Source organism: Kineosporia sp. NBRC 101677, assembly GCF_030269265.1.
Lineage (GTDB): Bacteria > Actinomycetota > Actinomycetes > Actinomycetales > Kineosporiaceae > Kineosporia > Kineosporia rhizophila.
In genome coordinates, this window is sequence record NZ_BSTA01000006.1 from 415,418 (window position 1) to 429,910 (window position 14,493).

A 14,493-nucleotide genomic window follows, 5' to 3' on the forward strand; every position below is an offset into this window, starting at 1 on the left:
CACCCGCATGCGGGGACGAAAGCGGGACAAACGGCCCAGGCCGGAACGATCATCTATAGTGCTAGGTGATTAGTTCATTGGAGATGCACAGTGATCGATTTCTACCTGTCCGCCGGGTCCGGCGTCTCGCCGTACCTGCAGCTCGTGCAGCAGGTACGGCAGAACCTGCGGCTCGGGCTGCTGTCCGAGGGCGACCAGCTGCCCACGGTCAAGGAGGTCGTCTCCAAGCTCGCGATCAACCCGAACACCGTGCTCAAGGCCTACCGCGAACTCGAGCGTGAGGGCCTGGTGGCACCCCGGCCGGGGGTGGGCACGTTCGTCACCTGCACATCCGGCCCGAACCTGCTCGAAACCCACCAGGAGCTGCGCGAGAGCCTGCGCGAGTGGCTGCTCCAGGCCACCCGCTCAGGGCTGGAGCCGGACGACATCGAGGCGCTCTACCAGACCACCTTCCGGGCCACGATCACCTGATCAGTGCACGTGGGTCTGCAGCCCGTGCACCCCGAACAGGATCATCAGCTCCACCGCCCGCCCGTCGGCACTGCCCAGCCAGTGCGGCAGCGAGGTGTCGAACTGGGCCGCCTCGCCCGGCGGCAGCGTCATGTCCCGGTCGCCCAGCACCAGCCGCAGCCGGCCGGAGAGCACGTACAACCACTCACCGCCCTCGTGCGTCTTCAGCTCCGGCTCCAGGGGTTCGGACCGGGCCGGAATGATCATCTTGAACGCGTGCACACCGCCCGGATCACGTGACAGCGGGATGAACGTCATGCCGAACCGCTCGATCGGCTTGAGGTGGATCCGGGGGTCGCCGGTGCACGGGGCGCCGACCAGGTCGTCCAGCGGCACCCGGTAGATCCGCGACAGCGGCAGCAGCAGTTCCAGAGTGGCCCGGCGCTGCCCGCTCTCCAGCCGGGACAGTGTGCTTTCGGAGATCCCGGTCGTCACGGAGACCTCGGCCAGGGTGATGCCGCGCTCCCGCCGCAGGGTGCGCAGCCGTGCCCCGACGGTGCTGAGGACGTCTTCGGTTTCCGGATCCACGGCGTCCAGCTTGCCGGATCGGCAAGAAGACGTGCCAGCCCGGGCCCTGCGTGGCGAGACTGCGGGCATGACGAACCACGACGATCCGCTGACCTTCTGGGACAGCCTGTACTCCGGGCGGCCCACCGTCACCGATCCTCGGCCGAATGCCCGTCTGGTCGAACTGGCAACCGATTTCGAGCCTGTGGACGCTCTCGACCTCGGATGCGGGTCGGGTGGCGATGCGCTGTGGCTGGCTCGTCAGGGCTGGCAGGTCACCGCCACCGACATCTCCCCCGTGGCGGTGCAGCGACTGGCCGAACTCGCCGGTTCACTCGGGCTGCCGATCACCGCCGTGCAGCACGACCTGGCCCACTCCTTCCCGGCCGGCCAGTTCGACCTGGTCAGCGCGCACTACTTCCAGACGCCGTTCGACCTGGACCGCTCTGCGGTACTGCGTTCGGCGGCTTCGGCCCTGCGCCCAGGCGGGCGACTGCTGGTGGTCGACCACGGCTCGTCGGCCCCCTGGTCCTGGAATCAGGACCCGGAAGCGCGCTTTCCCGGACCGCTCGAGATCGCGGCCGGTCTGGCCCTCGATCCGCAGATCTGGACGGTGGAGCGCGCCGACTCACCCCGGCGCACCGCCACCGGGCCGGGCGGGCAGACCGCCGAGGTGATCGATCACGTCCTGGTGATCCGCCGGAGCCGTCCCTGATGCCCGGCCGCCGTGACACTCCCCCACCCCGAACGGGCAATACCGAGATCGAGGTGCTGAGAGGTTTTCTCGACTACCTGCGCACCTCGGTCGCCGCCAAGGTGGAGGGCGCCCCCGAACCACAGGTACGCGAGGCCGCGGTGCCGTCGGGCACCAATCTCCTTGGTCTACTCAACCACCTCACCGAGGTGGAGCGCTCGACGTTCCTGGGGGCGAGCGTCCGCAATTGGAAAGCCACCTTTCGGGCAGCCGAGACCGACACCGTCGCCGAAGTGGTTGCCCGTTACCGGGAAACGGTCGCGCAGGCCAATGCCGTCCTGGACAACTGTCCCGACCCGGGCGCCCCGCTTTCCCACCGAGGTGCGCCGAGCGTCCGTTGGGCCCTGACCCACATGATCGAGGAGACCGGCCGGCATGCCGGGCACGCGGATATCATTCGGGAACTGATCGACGGTCGCACCGGCCGTTAACGGGTTCCGCTGGTCAGCTCGTTCACCCCGGAAAGCCGCTGGGCGATCCAGATCGGGATGATCGAGATCAGGATGAGCACCACCGCAACCACATTCACCACCGGCGCCTGGCTGGGCCGGAACAGGTTGTTGAGGATCCAGATCGGCAGGGTCTGCACCCCGCTGCCGGCGGTGAAGGTGGTCACGATGATCTCGTCGAAGCTCAGGGCGAAGGCGAGCAGGGCCCCGGCCAGCAGCGCCGAGCGCAACTGGGGAAAGGTGACCAGGCGGAACGTGGTCCACGGCCCGGCCCCCAGATCGGCCGAGGCCTCTTCCAGGGTGGCGCCGAGGCGGCGCAGCCGGGCCTGGACGTTGTTGAACACGGTGACGATGCAGAAGGTGGCGTGGGCGACGACGACGGTGAAGAGCGTCAGCCGCAGGCCCATGATGCCCCGGAAGGCGTTGTTCAGGGCGATGCCGGTGACGATGCCGGGCAGGGCGATGGGCAGGATCACCAGCAGGTTCACCGCGTTGCGGCCGAAGAACGAGAAGCGTTGCAGGGCCAGGGCGAGCAGGGTGCCCAGGACCAGTGCGATCGCGGTGGAGAGAGCGGCCACCTGGAGGCTGGTGAGGACGGCGTCGCGGGCTCCGGCGCTGCCCCAGGCGCGGCGCCACCACTCCAGGGTCAGGCCGCTGGGTGGCCAGGTCATGGCCTGGTCGGTGTTGAACGAATTCATCACCACCACCAGCAGCGGCAGGTAGATCCCGGCCAGGACCAGCACGGTGAGGCCGGCCAGGACGCGGCGGGCGGTGCGGCTGAGGCTCATAGGTTGTCCAGGGCTCCGGTGCGGCGGACCGCGGCCAGGTAGGCGAGCATGACCAGGATCGGGATCAGGGCGACGGCGGCGGCCAGGGGCAGGTTGTTGGCCGCCCCCGCGTTGACGAACACCAGGTTGCCGAGCATCTGGCTGGCCCCGCCCACGATGTTCACGGTGATGTAGTCGCCCAGGGTCAGTGAGAAGCTGAAGATCGAGCCCGCGATGATCGCCGGGAACAGCAGGGGCAGCACCACCCAGCGCAGCGTGTGGCCGGTGCCGCCGCCCAGGTCGCCCGAGGCCTCCAGCAGCGAGTCCGGAACCCGTTCCAGCCCGGCGAAGATCGGCAGGATGACATAGGGCAGCCAGATGTAGGCCTGGGTCATCACCACCGCGGTCAGGCCGTAGCCCGGGCTCTGCAGGCCGATCGGCGCACCGAGCCACTCCAGCAGCCCGCCGTCGGAAAGCGTTGCCCGCCAAGCGAACGCCTTGACCAGGTAGCTGGCCCACAGCGGGGTGAGCACGGCGATCAGCAGGACCCGGCGCAACCGGGGTGAGGCGACCTTGGCCATGAAGAACGCGATCGGCAGGGCGATCAGCACGTCGATCACGGTGACCAGGGCCGCCACGCCCACGGTGCGCAGGGTCACCGTGCGGTAGAGGCTGCCGGTGAGCACGGTCTGCAGGTTGTCCAGCGACAGGGTGCTGCGGTCGAGGTCGCCGGTGAAGCTGTCCACCTGCCACAGCGCGGTCACCAGCAGGGCGGCCAGGGCCACCACGTAGACCGCGACCAGCCAGGTCAGCGGGGCTGCGATCAGCAGGCCCAGGCGCAGGACCGGGCGCCGGGCCAGCAGAGCGCCCGTGCGGCGGCTCAGCCCTTGATCTCGGTCCACGCCGCGGTCCACTGCGAGTAGTCGGTGCATTCGACGTCCCGGCCGTCCAGGCACTTCTTGATCGGAGTACGCCAGTACCAGAGGCTCTGGGAGAACTCCTCGTCGCCGGCGTGGAAGGTCTCGCAGTGCTTCGGGTCGGTGGTCTCGGCGCAGGCCGCCTCGCTGTTGGGCGCCTCCCCGAAGTACTCGGTGGCCTGGGCGTTGGCCTTCGGGCTGACGATGTAGTCCATCCAGGCGTAGGCGCAGTTCACGTTCTCGGCCTGGGAGGAGAGCATCCAGGTGTCGTTCCAGGCGGTCGAGCCCTCCTCGGGCAGCACCGCCCTGATGTTGTCCTTGCCGATCGCGTTGACGATCACCTGCCAGGTGGTGCCCACCACGGTGTCGCCGGTCTCCGACGCGGAGATCAGCTTCAGGTAGTCCGACCAGTACTCGCCCACGTACTCGCGCTGCGTCTTCAGCAGGGCCACGGCCGCGTCGAGCTGCTTCTGGTCGAGGGCGTAGGGGTTGGTGATACCGCTGTCCGGGTCGTGTTTCATCAGGTACAGCGCGGCGTCGGCGATGTAGATGGGTGAGTCGTAGGCGGTGACCTTGCCCTTGTACTTGGCCAGCTCCGACTCCTCGAACACCGCACCCCAGGAGGTCGGCGGCTCGGTGACCACGTCGGCGTTGTACTGCAGCAGGTTCGCGCCGTAACCGTGCGGGATGCCGTAGTTGACGCCGTCCACCGTGTTCCACTCGGTGTCCTTGAGGAAGTCGAAGACCCCCGCGTAGTTGGGCACCAGGTCGGTGTTCACGGCGGCCGCCTCGCCGGAGGCGACCAGTCGCAGCGACAGGTCGCCGGAGGCCGCGACCACGTCGTAGTCGCCGCTCTTGGCCAGGTTCAGCGCCTCGTCCGAGGTGCCGTAGGTCTTGCTGGTGACCTGGCAGCCGGTCTGTTCCTCGAACGGCGTGACCCAGTCGACCTCCGGGTCGTTGGTGCCGTCCTCCACGTAGCCGGGCCAGGCCAGGATCGAGACCTGGCCCTCCTTCTCGCCCAGTTCGGTCAGGGCCTGGGCACTTTCGCTGTCACCGTCGCCGTCCCCGCCGCACCCGGCCAGGACGGTCAGAGCCAGCATCGACACCAGCGCACCGGCGGTGCGGGAGTTTCTCCTCATTGCGTGCTCATCTCGCCTTCGGCAGGGGTTCTCGTTTCCAGAGGGACGAGGTCGCGGCGGTTCCAGCAGGCCGTCACCTTCGCGCCTCGGTCCTCTCGGGACTGGGATGTCGTTTCGAGTACGACGAGCGGGGTTCCGTCGTCCAGCCGGAGGTGAACCCGGTGGGCGGCCCCCAGGTAGATCGACTCGGTGACCACACCCTGGAGCCGGATCTCCGCGTCGTCCTCGACCGGTTGCTCGGTCAGCCGGATCTTCTCGGGCCGAAGCGCGTGGCTGCCCTCCAGGCCGAACAGCCGGCGCGACGACTCGGCGTCGAAAAGGTTCGACGTGCCCACGAACTGGGCCACACCCGGGGAGACCGGGTGCTCGTAGATCTCGGCCGGGGTGCCGACCTGAACGATGCGGCCCTGGTCGAACACCGCCACCCGGTCGCTGAGGCTGAGGGCCTCCTCCTGGTCGTGGGTGACGAAGACGAACGTGGTGCCCAGGTCGCGCTGCAGCTGTTTCAGCTCCACCTGCATCTGCTCGCGCAGCTTGAGATCCAGTGCGCCGAGCGGCTCGTCGAGCAGCAGCACCCGGGGCCGCACCGCGATCGCCCGGGCCAGGGCCACCCGCTGGCGCTGGCCGCCGGAGAGCTGGTGCGGGCGGCGGGCCTCCACGTGCTCCAGGCGCATCAGGGCGAGCATCTCCCGGGCCCGGGCATGCCGTTCCCGCTTGCCGACCCGGCGGACGCGCAGCCCGTAGGCCACGTTGTCGAGCACGCTCAGGTGCGGGAACAGGGCGTAGTCCTGGAACACGGTGCTCACGTCGCGCTCGAACGGGGCGGTGGCGGTGACGTCGCGGCCGTCCAGCTCGATCGTGCCCGAGCTGGCCCGCTCGAAGCCGGCGATCAGCCGCAGCACCGTGGTCTTGCCCGACCCGGAGGGCCCGAGCATCGAGAAGAACTCGCCGTCGTGGACGGTCAGGTCGAGGCCGTCCACGGCCACGACCTCACCGAACCGCTTGGTGAGGGCGCGCAGGACGACGGGTGGGGTTGACTGCACCCTTTAAACCTATGGGACCAGATGTTTAAACGTCCAGAGGTGACCTAACTTGTAACAACCCGGACCAACGACAGCGGCAGGTCGCCGCACCCGGTGCGCTCCCGGCAGTCGGCGAAGTCGATCAGTTTGCCTGCGGCGAGCCGGTGGTCGGCCGAGACCATCACCCGCCCGTGGTCCGAGACCAGGGTCGCGCCGGCCGCCCCGAGCCCGGCCAGCAGCACGTCCTCGAGCGTCTCGACCAGCGTGTCGGCCCCGACGATGCCGAGCATCCGGTCACCCGCCACGACCGGCTGGCTGAGGGTGACCACGTACTCGTCGGTGCACACGTAGTCGACGTAGGGGCCGGTGACGTGACGCTGTCGGGTGCGCTCGGGCACCCGGAACCACTCCCGGCGGGTGTAGTCGAGCAGGTCGCCGTCGGGTGAGCCGGCCTCCCCCAGCAGCCGCCGGCCCTCGCCCTGCCACCAGGCCAGGTACAGCGAGCGGTCGGCCAGCGCGTCCTTCGAGGAGACGAAACCACAACCGAGGACGAGTCCCGCGTCCAGTCGCGCACGGGCCCGCTCGCGCAGGGCCTCGACCACGGTCTCGGCCACGGCCGGGCCCTGGGCGAAGAGCCCGGCCAGGCACTGCCGCATGTCCTCGAGCGCTACGAAGAGACCTTCGAAGAGGTCGGAGACATCGCGGGCAAGAGCACCCATTGTGGTCTCGGTGCGCACCGCCGCATCATCGCACCGTGCGGTGGAGCTCGGCCAGACCTGTGAGCGCGGCGTCCACCTGGGTCTGGACGATCCGCCGGGCCGCGTCACCGTCGTGTTTCGCCAGTGCGTCGACCAGGTTCGCGTGGTGTTCCCCGGCCTGCTGCGGGGTGCGCGCCGACAGCCGCAGCAGCACCCCGAACTCGGCCTCCTGCCGCATCATCTCGCGGGTCATCCGGGCCGACTGGGTCAGCGCGGCCACCGCCAGGGTGAACTCGATGCCCAGGTGGCGCCAGGCGGCCACGTCCTCGCGGTCGGGCGGGGCGACGAGCTCGCGCAGTTCCTGCACGTCCTGCTCGTCGGCGAACTCCGCGGCCAGCTCGGCGCAACCGGCCAGGATCACCCGGTAGAGGGTGCCGCGGTCGCGCAGCTCGACCCGGGACATCCCGGCCAGGCGCTGGGCCAGCACCTGCTCGTCGAGCTTGTGCGGCCGCTGGACGAAACTGCCGCCCCCGCGCCCCCGTACGGTGGTGACCAGCCCCTTGTCCCGCAGGGCCTGCAGGGCCTCGCGGGCGGTGACCGTGGCCACGCCCAGCATGGTGGCCAGCTCCTGCTCGCTGGGCAGCCGCTCGCCGTCGGCCAGCAGGCCCACCCGGATCGCGTCGGCCAGGCGCTGCTCGACCCGGACCGCCCGGCCCACCTCGCCCAGGGGGGCGAACACCGCCGAGCGCGAACGTGAGGCGCGGCGAACAGACACAGGTCCAGGATACGGGCCGGAAACGACCAGCCCAGCAGGGCCCGCTCAGTTCAGCGCAACCTCCAGCGCGCGCACCGCCCGCCCCTCCGCGTCGCTCGCCCAGCGCTCCAGCACCTCCCGGGCCTCGTCCGGCTCGGCCGAGATCCCGACCTCCCGCTCCGGCGCCCACACCTCGTCCGCGCTGTGGTCGTGACCGGGTACGGCATTGCCCTCGCTGCAGGCCGTACACAGCATCCGCACCGTCTGCCCCCAGTCCTCGGCGGCCGGGAGCAGGTCGGTGAGCTCCTCCACGTCGTCCGGGGCCGGAGCCACCACCTGGGCCGTCAGGGTGGGCACGGTGCTGCGTTCCCAGAGCATGATCTCGTTGAACACCCCGACCTCCTGCCCGTCGATCCGGCGCGAGCCGACCGGGTCACCGTCGTGCAGGACGATGTCGCCGAAGCGGTGCCCGGACTGCGGCGTGGGCACGTTCACGATCTGCGCCCGGGCCGGGCACAGGCGCTGCGTCCACACCACCTCGGTCTCCCACACCTGGCCGTCGATCGACAACGGCTCCTGCCCGGCGAAGCGGGGCTCGGCGTTCAGCCGCACCGGGGCGGGGCCGAAATCGGCGGTCACGGCCTCGTTCGGGAGCGCGGCGCAGGGCAGCACCAGGCCGAAGGTCTCCCACGCCGCCCGCGCGGTCGGCCAGTCGCGCAGGGCCGTGGCCGCGATGCCCAGGTTCCAGGCGGCCGGCTGTTCCTGCCGGTGATGGTCCGGGATGAGTTCCAGGGCCCGGCGGCTGAACTCGGCCGAGTGCGCCCAGTCGGCCCGCCACTTGGCGTACATGCCGCGGTCGTACCAGAACGAGTCGTCGTCCGGCCGGCGCCGGGTGGCCTCCTCGGCCAGCGCCGCCAGCAGCTCGGCCCGCCCCTGCGGGTTGTCGTCCGCGTCGATCTCGGGGTGCACGGAGCGGTACCGAGCCATCAGCTGCCGGTCGGAGAGCTCGGGCAGCGGCCGGCCGGACAGGTCACGGCGTCGGAACATCACGGTGGCATTCTGGCGCACCGGCGTGGACCGGCCCGCGCCGGTGCGTCGCCCCTCGGGCCCGGGGCTGCGGGTGGAGCGTGATATTGCAGTAGCCGTGACCACTGAACAGCTCATCGGTACCGTCAGCAGCGACCGGCCCCTCCTGGTGGTCGCGGTCGCGGAAGAGGCCCAGTTCCTGGACGGCCGTCTGCCGGTCCTGATCACCGGGATCGGGAAGATCAACACCACCGGCGCGGTGCTGGGTGCAGTGGCCGGCGGCCCCCGCCCGGCGAGCCTGATCAATCTGGGCACGGCCGGCGCGCTGCGGCCCGGCCTGCACGGCCTGCACGAGATCAGTACCGTCGTGCAGCACGACCTCGACACCGACCTGCTGCTGCGGCTCACCGGCAACACCTACGGAGCGCCGATCCACCTCTCGGCCCCCGGGGACATCACCCTGGCCTCGGGCGACACCTTCGTGGCGGACGGCGCCCAGCGGGACGCCCTGGCCCAGCGCGCCCACCTGGTCGACATGGAGGGCTACGCGGTGGCCGCCGCCGCCCAGCGACTGGGCCTGCCGGTGCGGCTGATCAAGCAGGTCAGCGACGACGCGGACGAGAACTCCACCCGCACCTGGCCGGAGACCGTGGCCGCCTGCGCCCAGGTGCTGGCCGACTGGGTAGCCCGCGAGTCCGGCGCCTGAGGCCCGGCTCAGACCACGTCGAACAACTGCACCGAGATCTGCCGCCCGGCCTCCCAGACCGCGGCGATCCGGTTGCCGCCCAGCGATTCCAGGTCGGCGTAACCGGCGCCGTCACCCACCGCACCTTCCCTCACCACCGTGTAGGCGGGCCAGGTCCGGCCGTCGTCGGGTGAGGTGCTGATCGCCAGGTTGTAGCGACCGGTGAAGTCCTGGTGGTTGGTCGCCACCAGACGCCCGTCCGGCAGGGTGATCAGGTCGTCCTGCACCGGGGTGGAGGGCAGGCTGTACTCCGGGGTGGCCGGGCTCCAGGTCAGGCCCTCGTCGGTGCTGGTGGTGACGTACTTCCAGCCCGGCGGGTTGTTGTCGGCGGCCCAGCGCACGTGGGCCCGCAGGGTGCCGTCGCGCAGTTGGGTGGCCTGGATCTCGTTGGTGTTGTCGGTGGGCACGATGCCGCCCAGCTGCCAGGTCTCGCCGTGGTCGTCGGAGTAGATCGCGTGGCTGCGGTAGGCCGAACGCGCCGGGTCGTAATGGTTGCAGGGCACCAGAAGACGACCGCCGGCCAGTTGCCGGGCCCCACCGGGCCCGGTTGCGTACCAGCGCCAGGAGGGCTTTTTCGTGCTGTCGGTGATCTCTCGCACCGGCGCCCAGGTGACTCCGTGGTCGTCGGAGAAGGTGCGGTAGACGCGGCGGGTGTCTTCGGCCGTCCCGTCGTTGATCTCCACCTCGTTGTCGGTGGCGAGATTGCCGGTCAGCAGCAGATGCAGCCGCCCGGTGCTGCGGTCGAGAACGGGAACCGGGTTACCACGGGTGTTCTCACCGTCGTCCACCACCGTGATCTGCTCGCCCCAGCTCTTCCCACCGTCGGTGGAACGCCGGGCGACCAGACCGATGTGGCCGGAGTCCGCGTCGCCGTCCCAGCGGTGCTCGGCGAAGATCACCACGGAGTCGTCGGCGCAGCGCACGATCGCCGGAATCCGGGCCCGGCCACCCTCGACCGTGGAGATGACCTTCGTCTGCTCCGGCCCGGCGGGGGCCACGGCGGCCGGCACCACCGGGATCGAGTAGCGAGAGGCCAAATACGTACGGACGTCGGTGAGCTGTCGTTCGGTAACCGCACCTTTGATCACCAGGACAGCGAAAAGATCAACACCCCGGTTCACCCCACCCAATCGCAGGGGTGCTGAGGTGGTGACCGAGGCGGCGTAGCCGGAGTTGTCGGTACCGCCGCCACCGGCAACGATTTTCGCAGCGAAGTCGCCGTCCAACGCGGCCCGCACATCCTGCCCGGTCAGAGCGAGCTCGTACAGACGCACCGCCCCCAGCCCCCGCGCGGTGGTCTCGCGATGCGTGCGCGCCCCGGCGTTGCCCGTGACATCGCGCACCCGGAAGACGGTGCCCATCGAGGCCGGGCTGATGCGTTCCAGGTACATCGAGTACCCGGCCGGAGTGGAACCGTGAATGCCGTTTCCCTTGTACAGGAACGTGTTCCGCGGACCCGTGGTCTCCATGCTGCGGTTGCGGGCCACCACCAGCACCCGGAACGGCCCCTTGCCCGGATTCAGCTCCGGGGCGTCAGGAATGCCCAGGAAGCAGTCGGCCAGATCGGCCTGCGGCGTGGTGAAACGAACGGCGGGGTGCTGGTTCAGAGCACCGGCCACCCGGATCGGGCGCGCGGCCGGGTTGGCCTGGCGAGCCGTGAGACCGCCGCCCCGCGCATCGCCCCAGGCCCGAACCCGGCCCCCTCCGACCAGCACGTTCTGGTCGGAGTAGAGCTCCAGGGCCAGGAGATCTCCGAGCGTCTTGTCCGGATTTGTCACGTCCGTCATGGGCCGAAGCTAGCAGCCGGGCCCTACCGGCAGGCCCGAACTCCACTTCGGCCGACCCAGCAGCACTGATTACCGCAGATCGTGCCCCGGGTCGTGCAGTCTGGGAGAGCGGGCGTCAGGCCGGGGCGAACACTTCGGCAGACCGCTGACCGACGATCTGGGCGGCCGGAGTGAGCCCGTGCGGGCGCGGCGTGCAGTCGAGGCAGCTGACCGTGCGGCGCTGCGGCTGCGCCGGCATCAGGCCGACCGGGGTGGCCCGAGGGGTGACAACGGTGGCGTGGTCGAGGCAGATCGCCGCGCCACAGTGTCGGCAGCAACCGAAAGCGGTTGCCTGCAGACCGTTCTGGAGAGCGCAGTCAAGGCAGTTCATGAGATGTGACTCCTGGTTCGAGGTAGGGCTGAGCGCCCTGATCTACAGGTGGGATTCGCGCAGCAAGCACGCAAAGCGGCAGCACTGCACAGCAAGAAGGATTGGCGCCGGATCACCTTCACGGCGGCCAAGCAGAAAGTTACCCCGCCCGAACCAAATCGGCCACCCCGGGAAGAACCCGGCGTGTCACCCCCTTGCGGGCGAGCAGTTGCTCCGAGAACTAGTCACTGCCCGATCGGTCAACCCGTTTGTCCCCTACACCCCATCTGAGCAGAATGAGAACGACGCGTCGAGCCTGGGGGGGAACCATGGGGACGAAGCAGAACAGGGTTGTTCTGAGCGGCGGGGCCGGTCAGCAGTGGCTGCCCGAACACCCACTCGACCGGGAGCCCGACCCCGACGCTCCGGCCCGGCTCACGCTGCTGCTGCGCAGACGGGCTCCGCTGCCCAATGCACTCCTGGAGACTCCCGCCGTCATCTCTCTCGACGAGCTCGCCGCCCAGTACGGCGCTGCTCCGGACGATGTGCAGCTGGTCAAGGATGTGCTGGGCGCCCGGGGGCTGGAGGTCACCGACGCGGGCGACCGGCTGGTCACCGTGGAGGCCGGTCTGGCCGCGCTGACCAGTGTCTTCGGCGCTTCGCTGCGGCTGTTCGAGGGTGAAGACCCGTTCCGGCCCGGTCCGGTGCACTACCGGCGCCTGGCCGGCGACCTGCTGTTGCCGGCCGAGCTCGACGGCGTGGTGCTGTCGGTGGTCGGGCTGGAGACGCAGCCCGTCGCGCGCCCCGAGTTCTACACCCCCGACGGCGAGCCCAACTCGGTCTACTCCCCCATCGAACTCGGCCGCCTGTACCGCTTTCCGGCCGACATGGACGGCACCGGGCAGCGGCTGGCCGTGGTGTCGCTGGGCGGCAACTGCCATCCCGAAGACCTGCAGGCCTACTTCACCGGCCTGGGCCTGACCCCGCCGAGCATCACCCACATCTCGGTCGACGGCGCCGACATCTCACCGCCCACCGGTCCGGCCACCAAGTTCGACCTCGAGGTCACGCTCGACCTGCAGATCTCGGGTGCCCTGGCGCCGGGCGCGCAGATCCTGAACTACGTCACCCGCAACAACGGCCAGGGCATCCTGCTGGGGCTGCGCGCGGCCATCCACGCCACGCCGGCGCCCACCGCGATCAGCCTCAGCTGGGGCTCGCCGGAGATCACCTACTCCGGGCAACTGGCCCTGGCCATGCACGACCTGTTCGAAGACGCGGCGGCGCTGGGCATCACCGTCTGCGCGGCCAGCGGCGACACCGGCAGCGTCAGTGGAATGAAAGACGGCGGCCACCACGTCAACTTCCCGGCTTCCGACCCGTACGTGCTGGCCTGTGGGGGCACCACGCTGATCGCCGACGTGCAGACCAACACCATCCACGCCGAGACCACCTGGAACACCGGCACCTCCAGCGCCACCGGGGGCGGGGTGAGCGGCGTGTTCGACCTGCCCGACTGGCAGGCGGCGGCCGACGTGCCCAAGCGTTCGGGCAGCGACGACCCCGGACGGGGCGTGCCCGACGTAGCGGCCAACGCCGACAACAACACCGGCTACCAGGTGCTACTGGGCGGCCGGCAGATCTGCGTCGGCGGCACCAGCGCGGCCACCCCGCTGTGGGCGGCCCTGATCTGCCGGCTCACCCAGTCGCTGGGCCAGCCGCTGGGCCTGCTCCAGCCCCTGATCTACCAGGACCTGCAGGCCAATTCGGTCACCGCCGGGTTCCGCGACGTGATCAACGGGGACAACGGCGGCTACGCGGCCCGCCCCGGCTGGGACGCCAACACCGGACTGGGCTCACCGCACGGCGAGGACCTGCTGGCCGTACTGCGCGAACGCCTCCCCTGACCCGCTTGAGCCGCTTGAGCTCCTGAGCCCCCTTGAGCCGCTAAGCCCCTGACCCGCTAAGCCGCCTGAGCCCCTGAGCCCCTGAGCCCCTGAGCCCCTGAGCCCCTGAGCCGCAAGCTACTGCTCGGAGGACTCGCCAGGCTGCTTGTCGTCGATCAGCACGTCCCGCTCGTCGTCGGCGGTACCGGTCGAATTGCGCAGGGCTTCCCGCTCGTCCTGCAGGGCAACCTCCTGGTCCAGACCGGCCGGCTCGGTCGGGCTGGCCGTGGGCTCACTGGGATTCGTCATGTTCCCAGCTTTCCGCAGAGGCCGCCACCGCGGCCGCCCCCGCTCAGCCGGCTCAGATCCGGCGACCCCGCTCAGCCAGCCCGAACCCAGCCCCCCACCCAGCCAACCCAAATCCAGGCCACCCACTCAGCCAGCCCGAACCCAGCCACCCACTCAGCCAGCCCGAACCCAGCCACCCACTCAGCCAGCCCAGATCCGGCCGCCCCACTCAGCCGGCTCGGATCCGGCGTCTCGGATCAGTCGGCCGAGCGGCGCAGCACGAACATGAACGGCTCGGGCAGCCCACGCATGTCCATCGCCCCCAGCAGCGTGCCGGCGTCGACCGGACGGAAGTGGTCGATGATCGGCAGTGCGTCGTAGACCATCGACCCCGTCACCACGCCCCGGTACTCGACCATGCGCAGCCGTGCCTGGGGTTTCGAGGTCTTCAGCAGCGGCAGCAGACGGCCGCTGGTGCGCATCACGGCAGGCCGCCCGAGCAACTGTGGGTAGCGCACGCCCGCCCCGAGTGGCAGCAGAGAAGGGTTGACCCGAAACGGACGGCCACCCTGCTCGAAAACGAGCGGATCGACGTCCTCAGTGCTGTGAAAGTTCTTTCCCCGCCAGCCGGCCGCCTCCAGCTGACCGTCGAACACGTGGCCGGTGCGCAGCCCCGTGCCCCGCCACTGGCCGATCAGCTGATCCAGCCCGACCGCGGGCAGCGAGTCGAACAACTCCAGCGCCTGGTCGGTGGTGCTGCCCGTCAGCAGCTCGGCAAGCCTTTGCGATGCGTCGGTCATCCGCGATCCTCCCAGCCTCGGTAGCGAAGCCTACCTGTGCCCGAATCGGCTTGCCCCAGTGAGCGAGGACGCTGCACTGTCTGCGGAGGACCCCG

At 70.0% G+C, this 14,493-nt stretch carries 17 protein-coding genes; 5 read left to right on the plus strand and 12 right to left on the minus strand.

What is annotated here, in order from left to right; all coding sequences use genetic code 11:
- Window positions 1-90: 90 nt before the first annotated feature.
- Window positions 91-471, plus strand: a complete 381-nt coding sequence (locus QSK18_RS19960) for a GntR family transcriptional regulator (protein WP_285621592.1) — start codon at window positions 91-93, stop codon at window positions 469-471.
- Here QSK18_RS19960 and QSK18_RS19965 read toward each other — a convergent pair whose 3' ends face one another.
- The gene (locus QSK18_RS19965; protein ID WP_285621595.1) at window positions 472-1,038 is read right to left on the minus strand and encodes a helix-turn-helix domain-containing protein; all 567 of its coding nucleotides are present in this window, start codon (window positions 1,036-1,038) and stop codon (window positions 472-474) included.
- 67 nt (window positions 1,039-1,105) lie between these two features.
- Here QSK18_RS19965 and QSK18_RS19970 point away from each other — a divergent pair, with 67 nt between their 5' ends.
- Together QSK18_RS19970 and QSK18_RS19975 are read left to right on the plus strand one after the other, a co-directional pair.
- Window positions 1,106-1,732, plus strand: coding sequence for a class I SAM-dependent methyltransferase (locus tag QSK18_RS19970; protein ID WP_285621598.1), 627 nt, complete (start codon window positions 1,106-1,108; stop codon window positions 1,730-1,732).
- On the plus strand, window positions 1,732-2,202 hold the full coding sequence (locus tag QSK18_RS19975) for a DinB family protein (protein WP_232812662.1): 471 nt from the start codon (window positions 1,732-1,734) through the stop codon (window positions 2,200-2,202). Before QSK18_RS19970 ends, QSK18_RS19975 begins: the two co-directional genes overlap by 1 nt.
- On the opposite strand, the gene QSK18_RS19980 is transcribed toward QSK18_RS19975, so the two are convergent.
- The 7 genes from QSK18_RS19980 to QSK18_RS20010 are packed head-to-tail and all read right to left on the minus strand — an operon-like array spanning window position 2,199 to window position 8,567.
- On the minus strand, window positions 2,199-3,008 hold the full coding sequence (locus tag QSK18_RS19980; RefSeq protein ID WP_232812661.1) for an ABC transporter permease: 810 nt from the start codon (window positions 3,006-3,008) through the stop codon (window positions 2,199-2,201). The genes QSK18_RS19975 and QSK18_RS19980 overlap by 4 nt on opposite strands.
- Window positions 3,005-3,919 carry an ABC transporter permease gene (locus tag QSK18_RS19985; protein WP_269810568.1) on the minus strand — a complete coding sequence of 305 codons (915 nt, stop codon included), beginning with the start codon at window positions 3,917-3,919 and terminating at the stop codon, window positions 3,005-3,007. The genes QSK18_RS19980 and QSK18_RS19985 overlap by 4 nt, the downstream gene beginning before the upstream one ends.
- Entirely contained in the window at window positions 3,868-5,043 is a 1,176-nt protein-coding gene (locus QSK18_RS19990; protein ID WP_232812659.1) for an extracellular solute-binding protein, read from the minus strand. Before QSK18_RS19990 ends, QSK18_RS19985 begins: the two co-directional genes overlap by 52 nt.
- On the minus strand, window positions 5,040-6,086 hold the full coding sequence (locus tag QSK18_RS19995; protein ID WP_232812658.1) for an ABC transporter ATP-binding protein: 1,047 nt from the start codon (window positions 6,084-6,086) through the stop codon (window positions 5,040-5,042). The genes QSK18_RS19990 and QSK18_RS19995 overlap by 4 nt, the downstream gene beginning before the upstream one ends.
- A 44-nt stretch (window positions 6,087-6,130) precedes the next feature.
- Window positions 6,131-6,802: a cache domain-containing protein gene (locus QSK18_RS20000; RefSeq protein WP_285621608.1), complete on the minus strand. Its 672-nt coding sequence runs from the start codon at window positions 6,800-6,802 to the stop codon at window positions 6,131-6,133.
- A gap of 7 nt (window positions 6,803-6,809) precedes the next feature.
- Window positions 6,810-7,538, minus strand: a complete 729-nt coding sequence (locus QSK18_RS20005; RefSeq protein ID WP_285621610.1) for a FadR/GntR family transcriptional regulator — start codon at window positions 7,536-7,538, stop codon at window positions 6,810-6,812.
- Between the two features lie 45 nt (window positions 7,539-7,583).
- On the minus strand, window positions 7,584-8,567 hold the full coding sequence (locus QSK18_RS20010) for a tetratricopeptide repeat protein (protein ID WP_232812655.1): 984 nt from the start codon (window positions 8,565-8,567) through the stop codon (window positions 7,584-7,586).
- A 1-nt stretch (window position 8,568) separates the two neighbouring features.
- Between QSK18_RS20010 and QSK18_RS20015 the strand changes: the two genes are divergently transcribed.
- Window positions 8,569-9,249, plus strand: coding sequence for a nucleosidase (locus tag QSK18_RS20015; protein WP_285621613.1), 681 nt, complete (start codon window positions 8,569-8,571; stop codon window positions 9,247-9,249).
- An 8-nt stretch (window positions 9,250-9,257) separates the two neighbouring features.
- Here QSK18_RS20015 and QSK18_RS20020 read toward each other — a convergent pair whose 3' ends face one another.
- Window positions 9,258-11,075, minus strand: coding sequence for a sialidase family protein (locus QSK18_RS20020; RefSeq protein WP_285621616.1), 1,818 nt, complete (start codon window positions 11,073-11,075; stop codon window positions 9,258-9,260).
- Between the two features lie 115 nt (window positions 11,076-11,190).
- On the minus strand, window positions 11,191-11,313 hold the full coding sequence (locus QSK18_RS20025; protein ID WP_285621619.1) for a hypothetical protein: 123 nt from the start codon (window positions 11,311-11,313) through the stop codon (window positions 11,191-11,193).
- 440 nt (window positions 11,314-11,753) lie between these two features.
- On the opposite strand from QSK18_RS20025, the gene QSK18_RS20030 reads away from it, so the two are divergent.
- On the plus strand, window positions 11,754-13,331 hold the full coding sequence (locus QSK18_RS20030; protein ID WP_285621622.1) for a S53 family peptidase: 1,578 nt from the start codon (window positions 11,754-11,756) through the stop codon (window positions 13,329-13,331).
- Window positions 13,332-13,448: 117 nt separating this feature from the next.
- Here the strand turns inward: QSK18_RS20030 and QSK18_RS20035 are convergent, their stop codons facing one another.
- Together QSK18_RS20035 and QSK18_RS20040 are read right to left on the minus strand one after the other, a co-directional pair.
- On the minus strand, window positions 13,449-13,619 hold the full coding sequence (locus QSK18_RS20035) for a hypothetical protein (RefSeq protein ID WP_285621625.1): 171 nt from the start codon (window positions 13,617-13,619) through the stop codon (window positions 13,449-13,451).
- A gap of 236 nt (window positions 13,620-13,855) precedes the next feature.
- Window positions 13,856-14,398 (minus strand): DUF4334 domain-containing protein, encoded by a 543-nt coding sequence (locus tag QSK18_RS20040; protein WP_285621629.1) that lies wholly within the window; start codon window positions 14,396-14,398, stop codon window positions 13,856-13,858.
- Between the last annotated feature and the right edge of the window lie 95 nt (window positions 14,399-14,493).

Bases quoted from the DNA above. Each gene is read 5' to 3' on its own strand.
- QSK18_RS19990 (WP_232812659.1), bottom strand. From the start codon at position 5,043: ATGAGGAGAAACTCCCGCACCGCCGGTGCGCTGGTGTCGATGCTGGCT.
- QSK18_RS20030 (WP_285621622.1), top strand. From the start codon at position 11,754: ATGGGGACGAAGCAGAACAGGGTTGTTCTGAGCGGCGGGGCCGGTCAG.
- QSK18_RS19975 (WP_232812662.1), top strand. From the start codon at position 1,732: ATGCCCGGCCGCCGTGACACTCCCCCACCCCGAACGGGCAATACCGAG.
- QSK18_RS19980 (WP_232812661.1), bottom strand. From the start codon at position 3,008: ATGAGCCTCAGCCGCACCGCCCGCCGCGTCCTGGCCGGCCTCACCGTG.
- QSK18_RS19985 (WP_269810568.1), bottom strand. From the start codon at position 3,919: ATGCACCGACTACTCGCAGTGGACCGCGGCGTGGACCGAGATCAAGGG.
- QSK18_RS20035 (WP_285621625.1), bottom strand. From the start codon at position 13,619: ATGACGAATCCCAGTGAGCCCACGGCCAGCCCGACCGAGCCGGCCGGT.
- QSK18_RS20040 (WP_285621629.1), bottom strand. From the start codon at position 14,398: ATGACCGACGCATCGCAAAGGCTTGCCGAGCTGCTGACGGGCAGCACC.
- QSK18_RS20020 (WP_285621616.1), bottom strand. From the start codon at position 11,075: ATGACGGACGTGACAAATCCGGACAAGACGCTCGGAGATCTCCTGGCC.
- QSK18_RS19970 (WP_285621598.1), top strand. From the start codon at position 1,106: ATGACGAACCACGACGATCCGCTGACCTTCTGGGACAGCCTGTACTCC.
- QSK18_RS20025 (WP_285621619.1), bottom strand. From the start codon at position 11,313: ATGCCGGCGCAGCCGCAGCGCCGCACGGTCAGCTGCCTCGACTGCACG.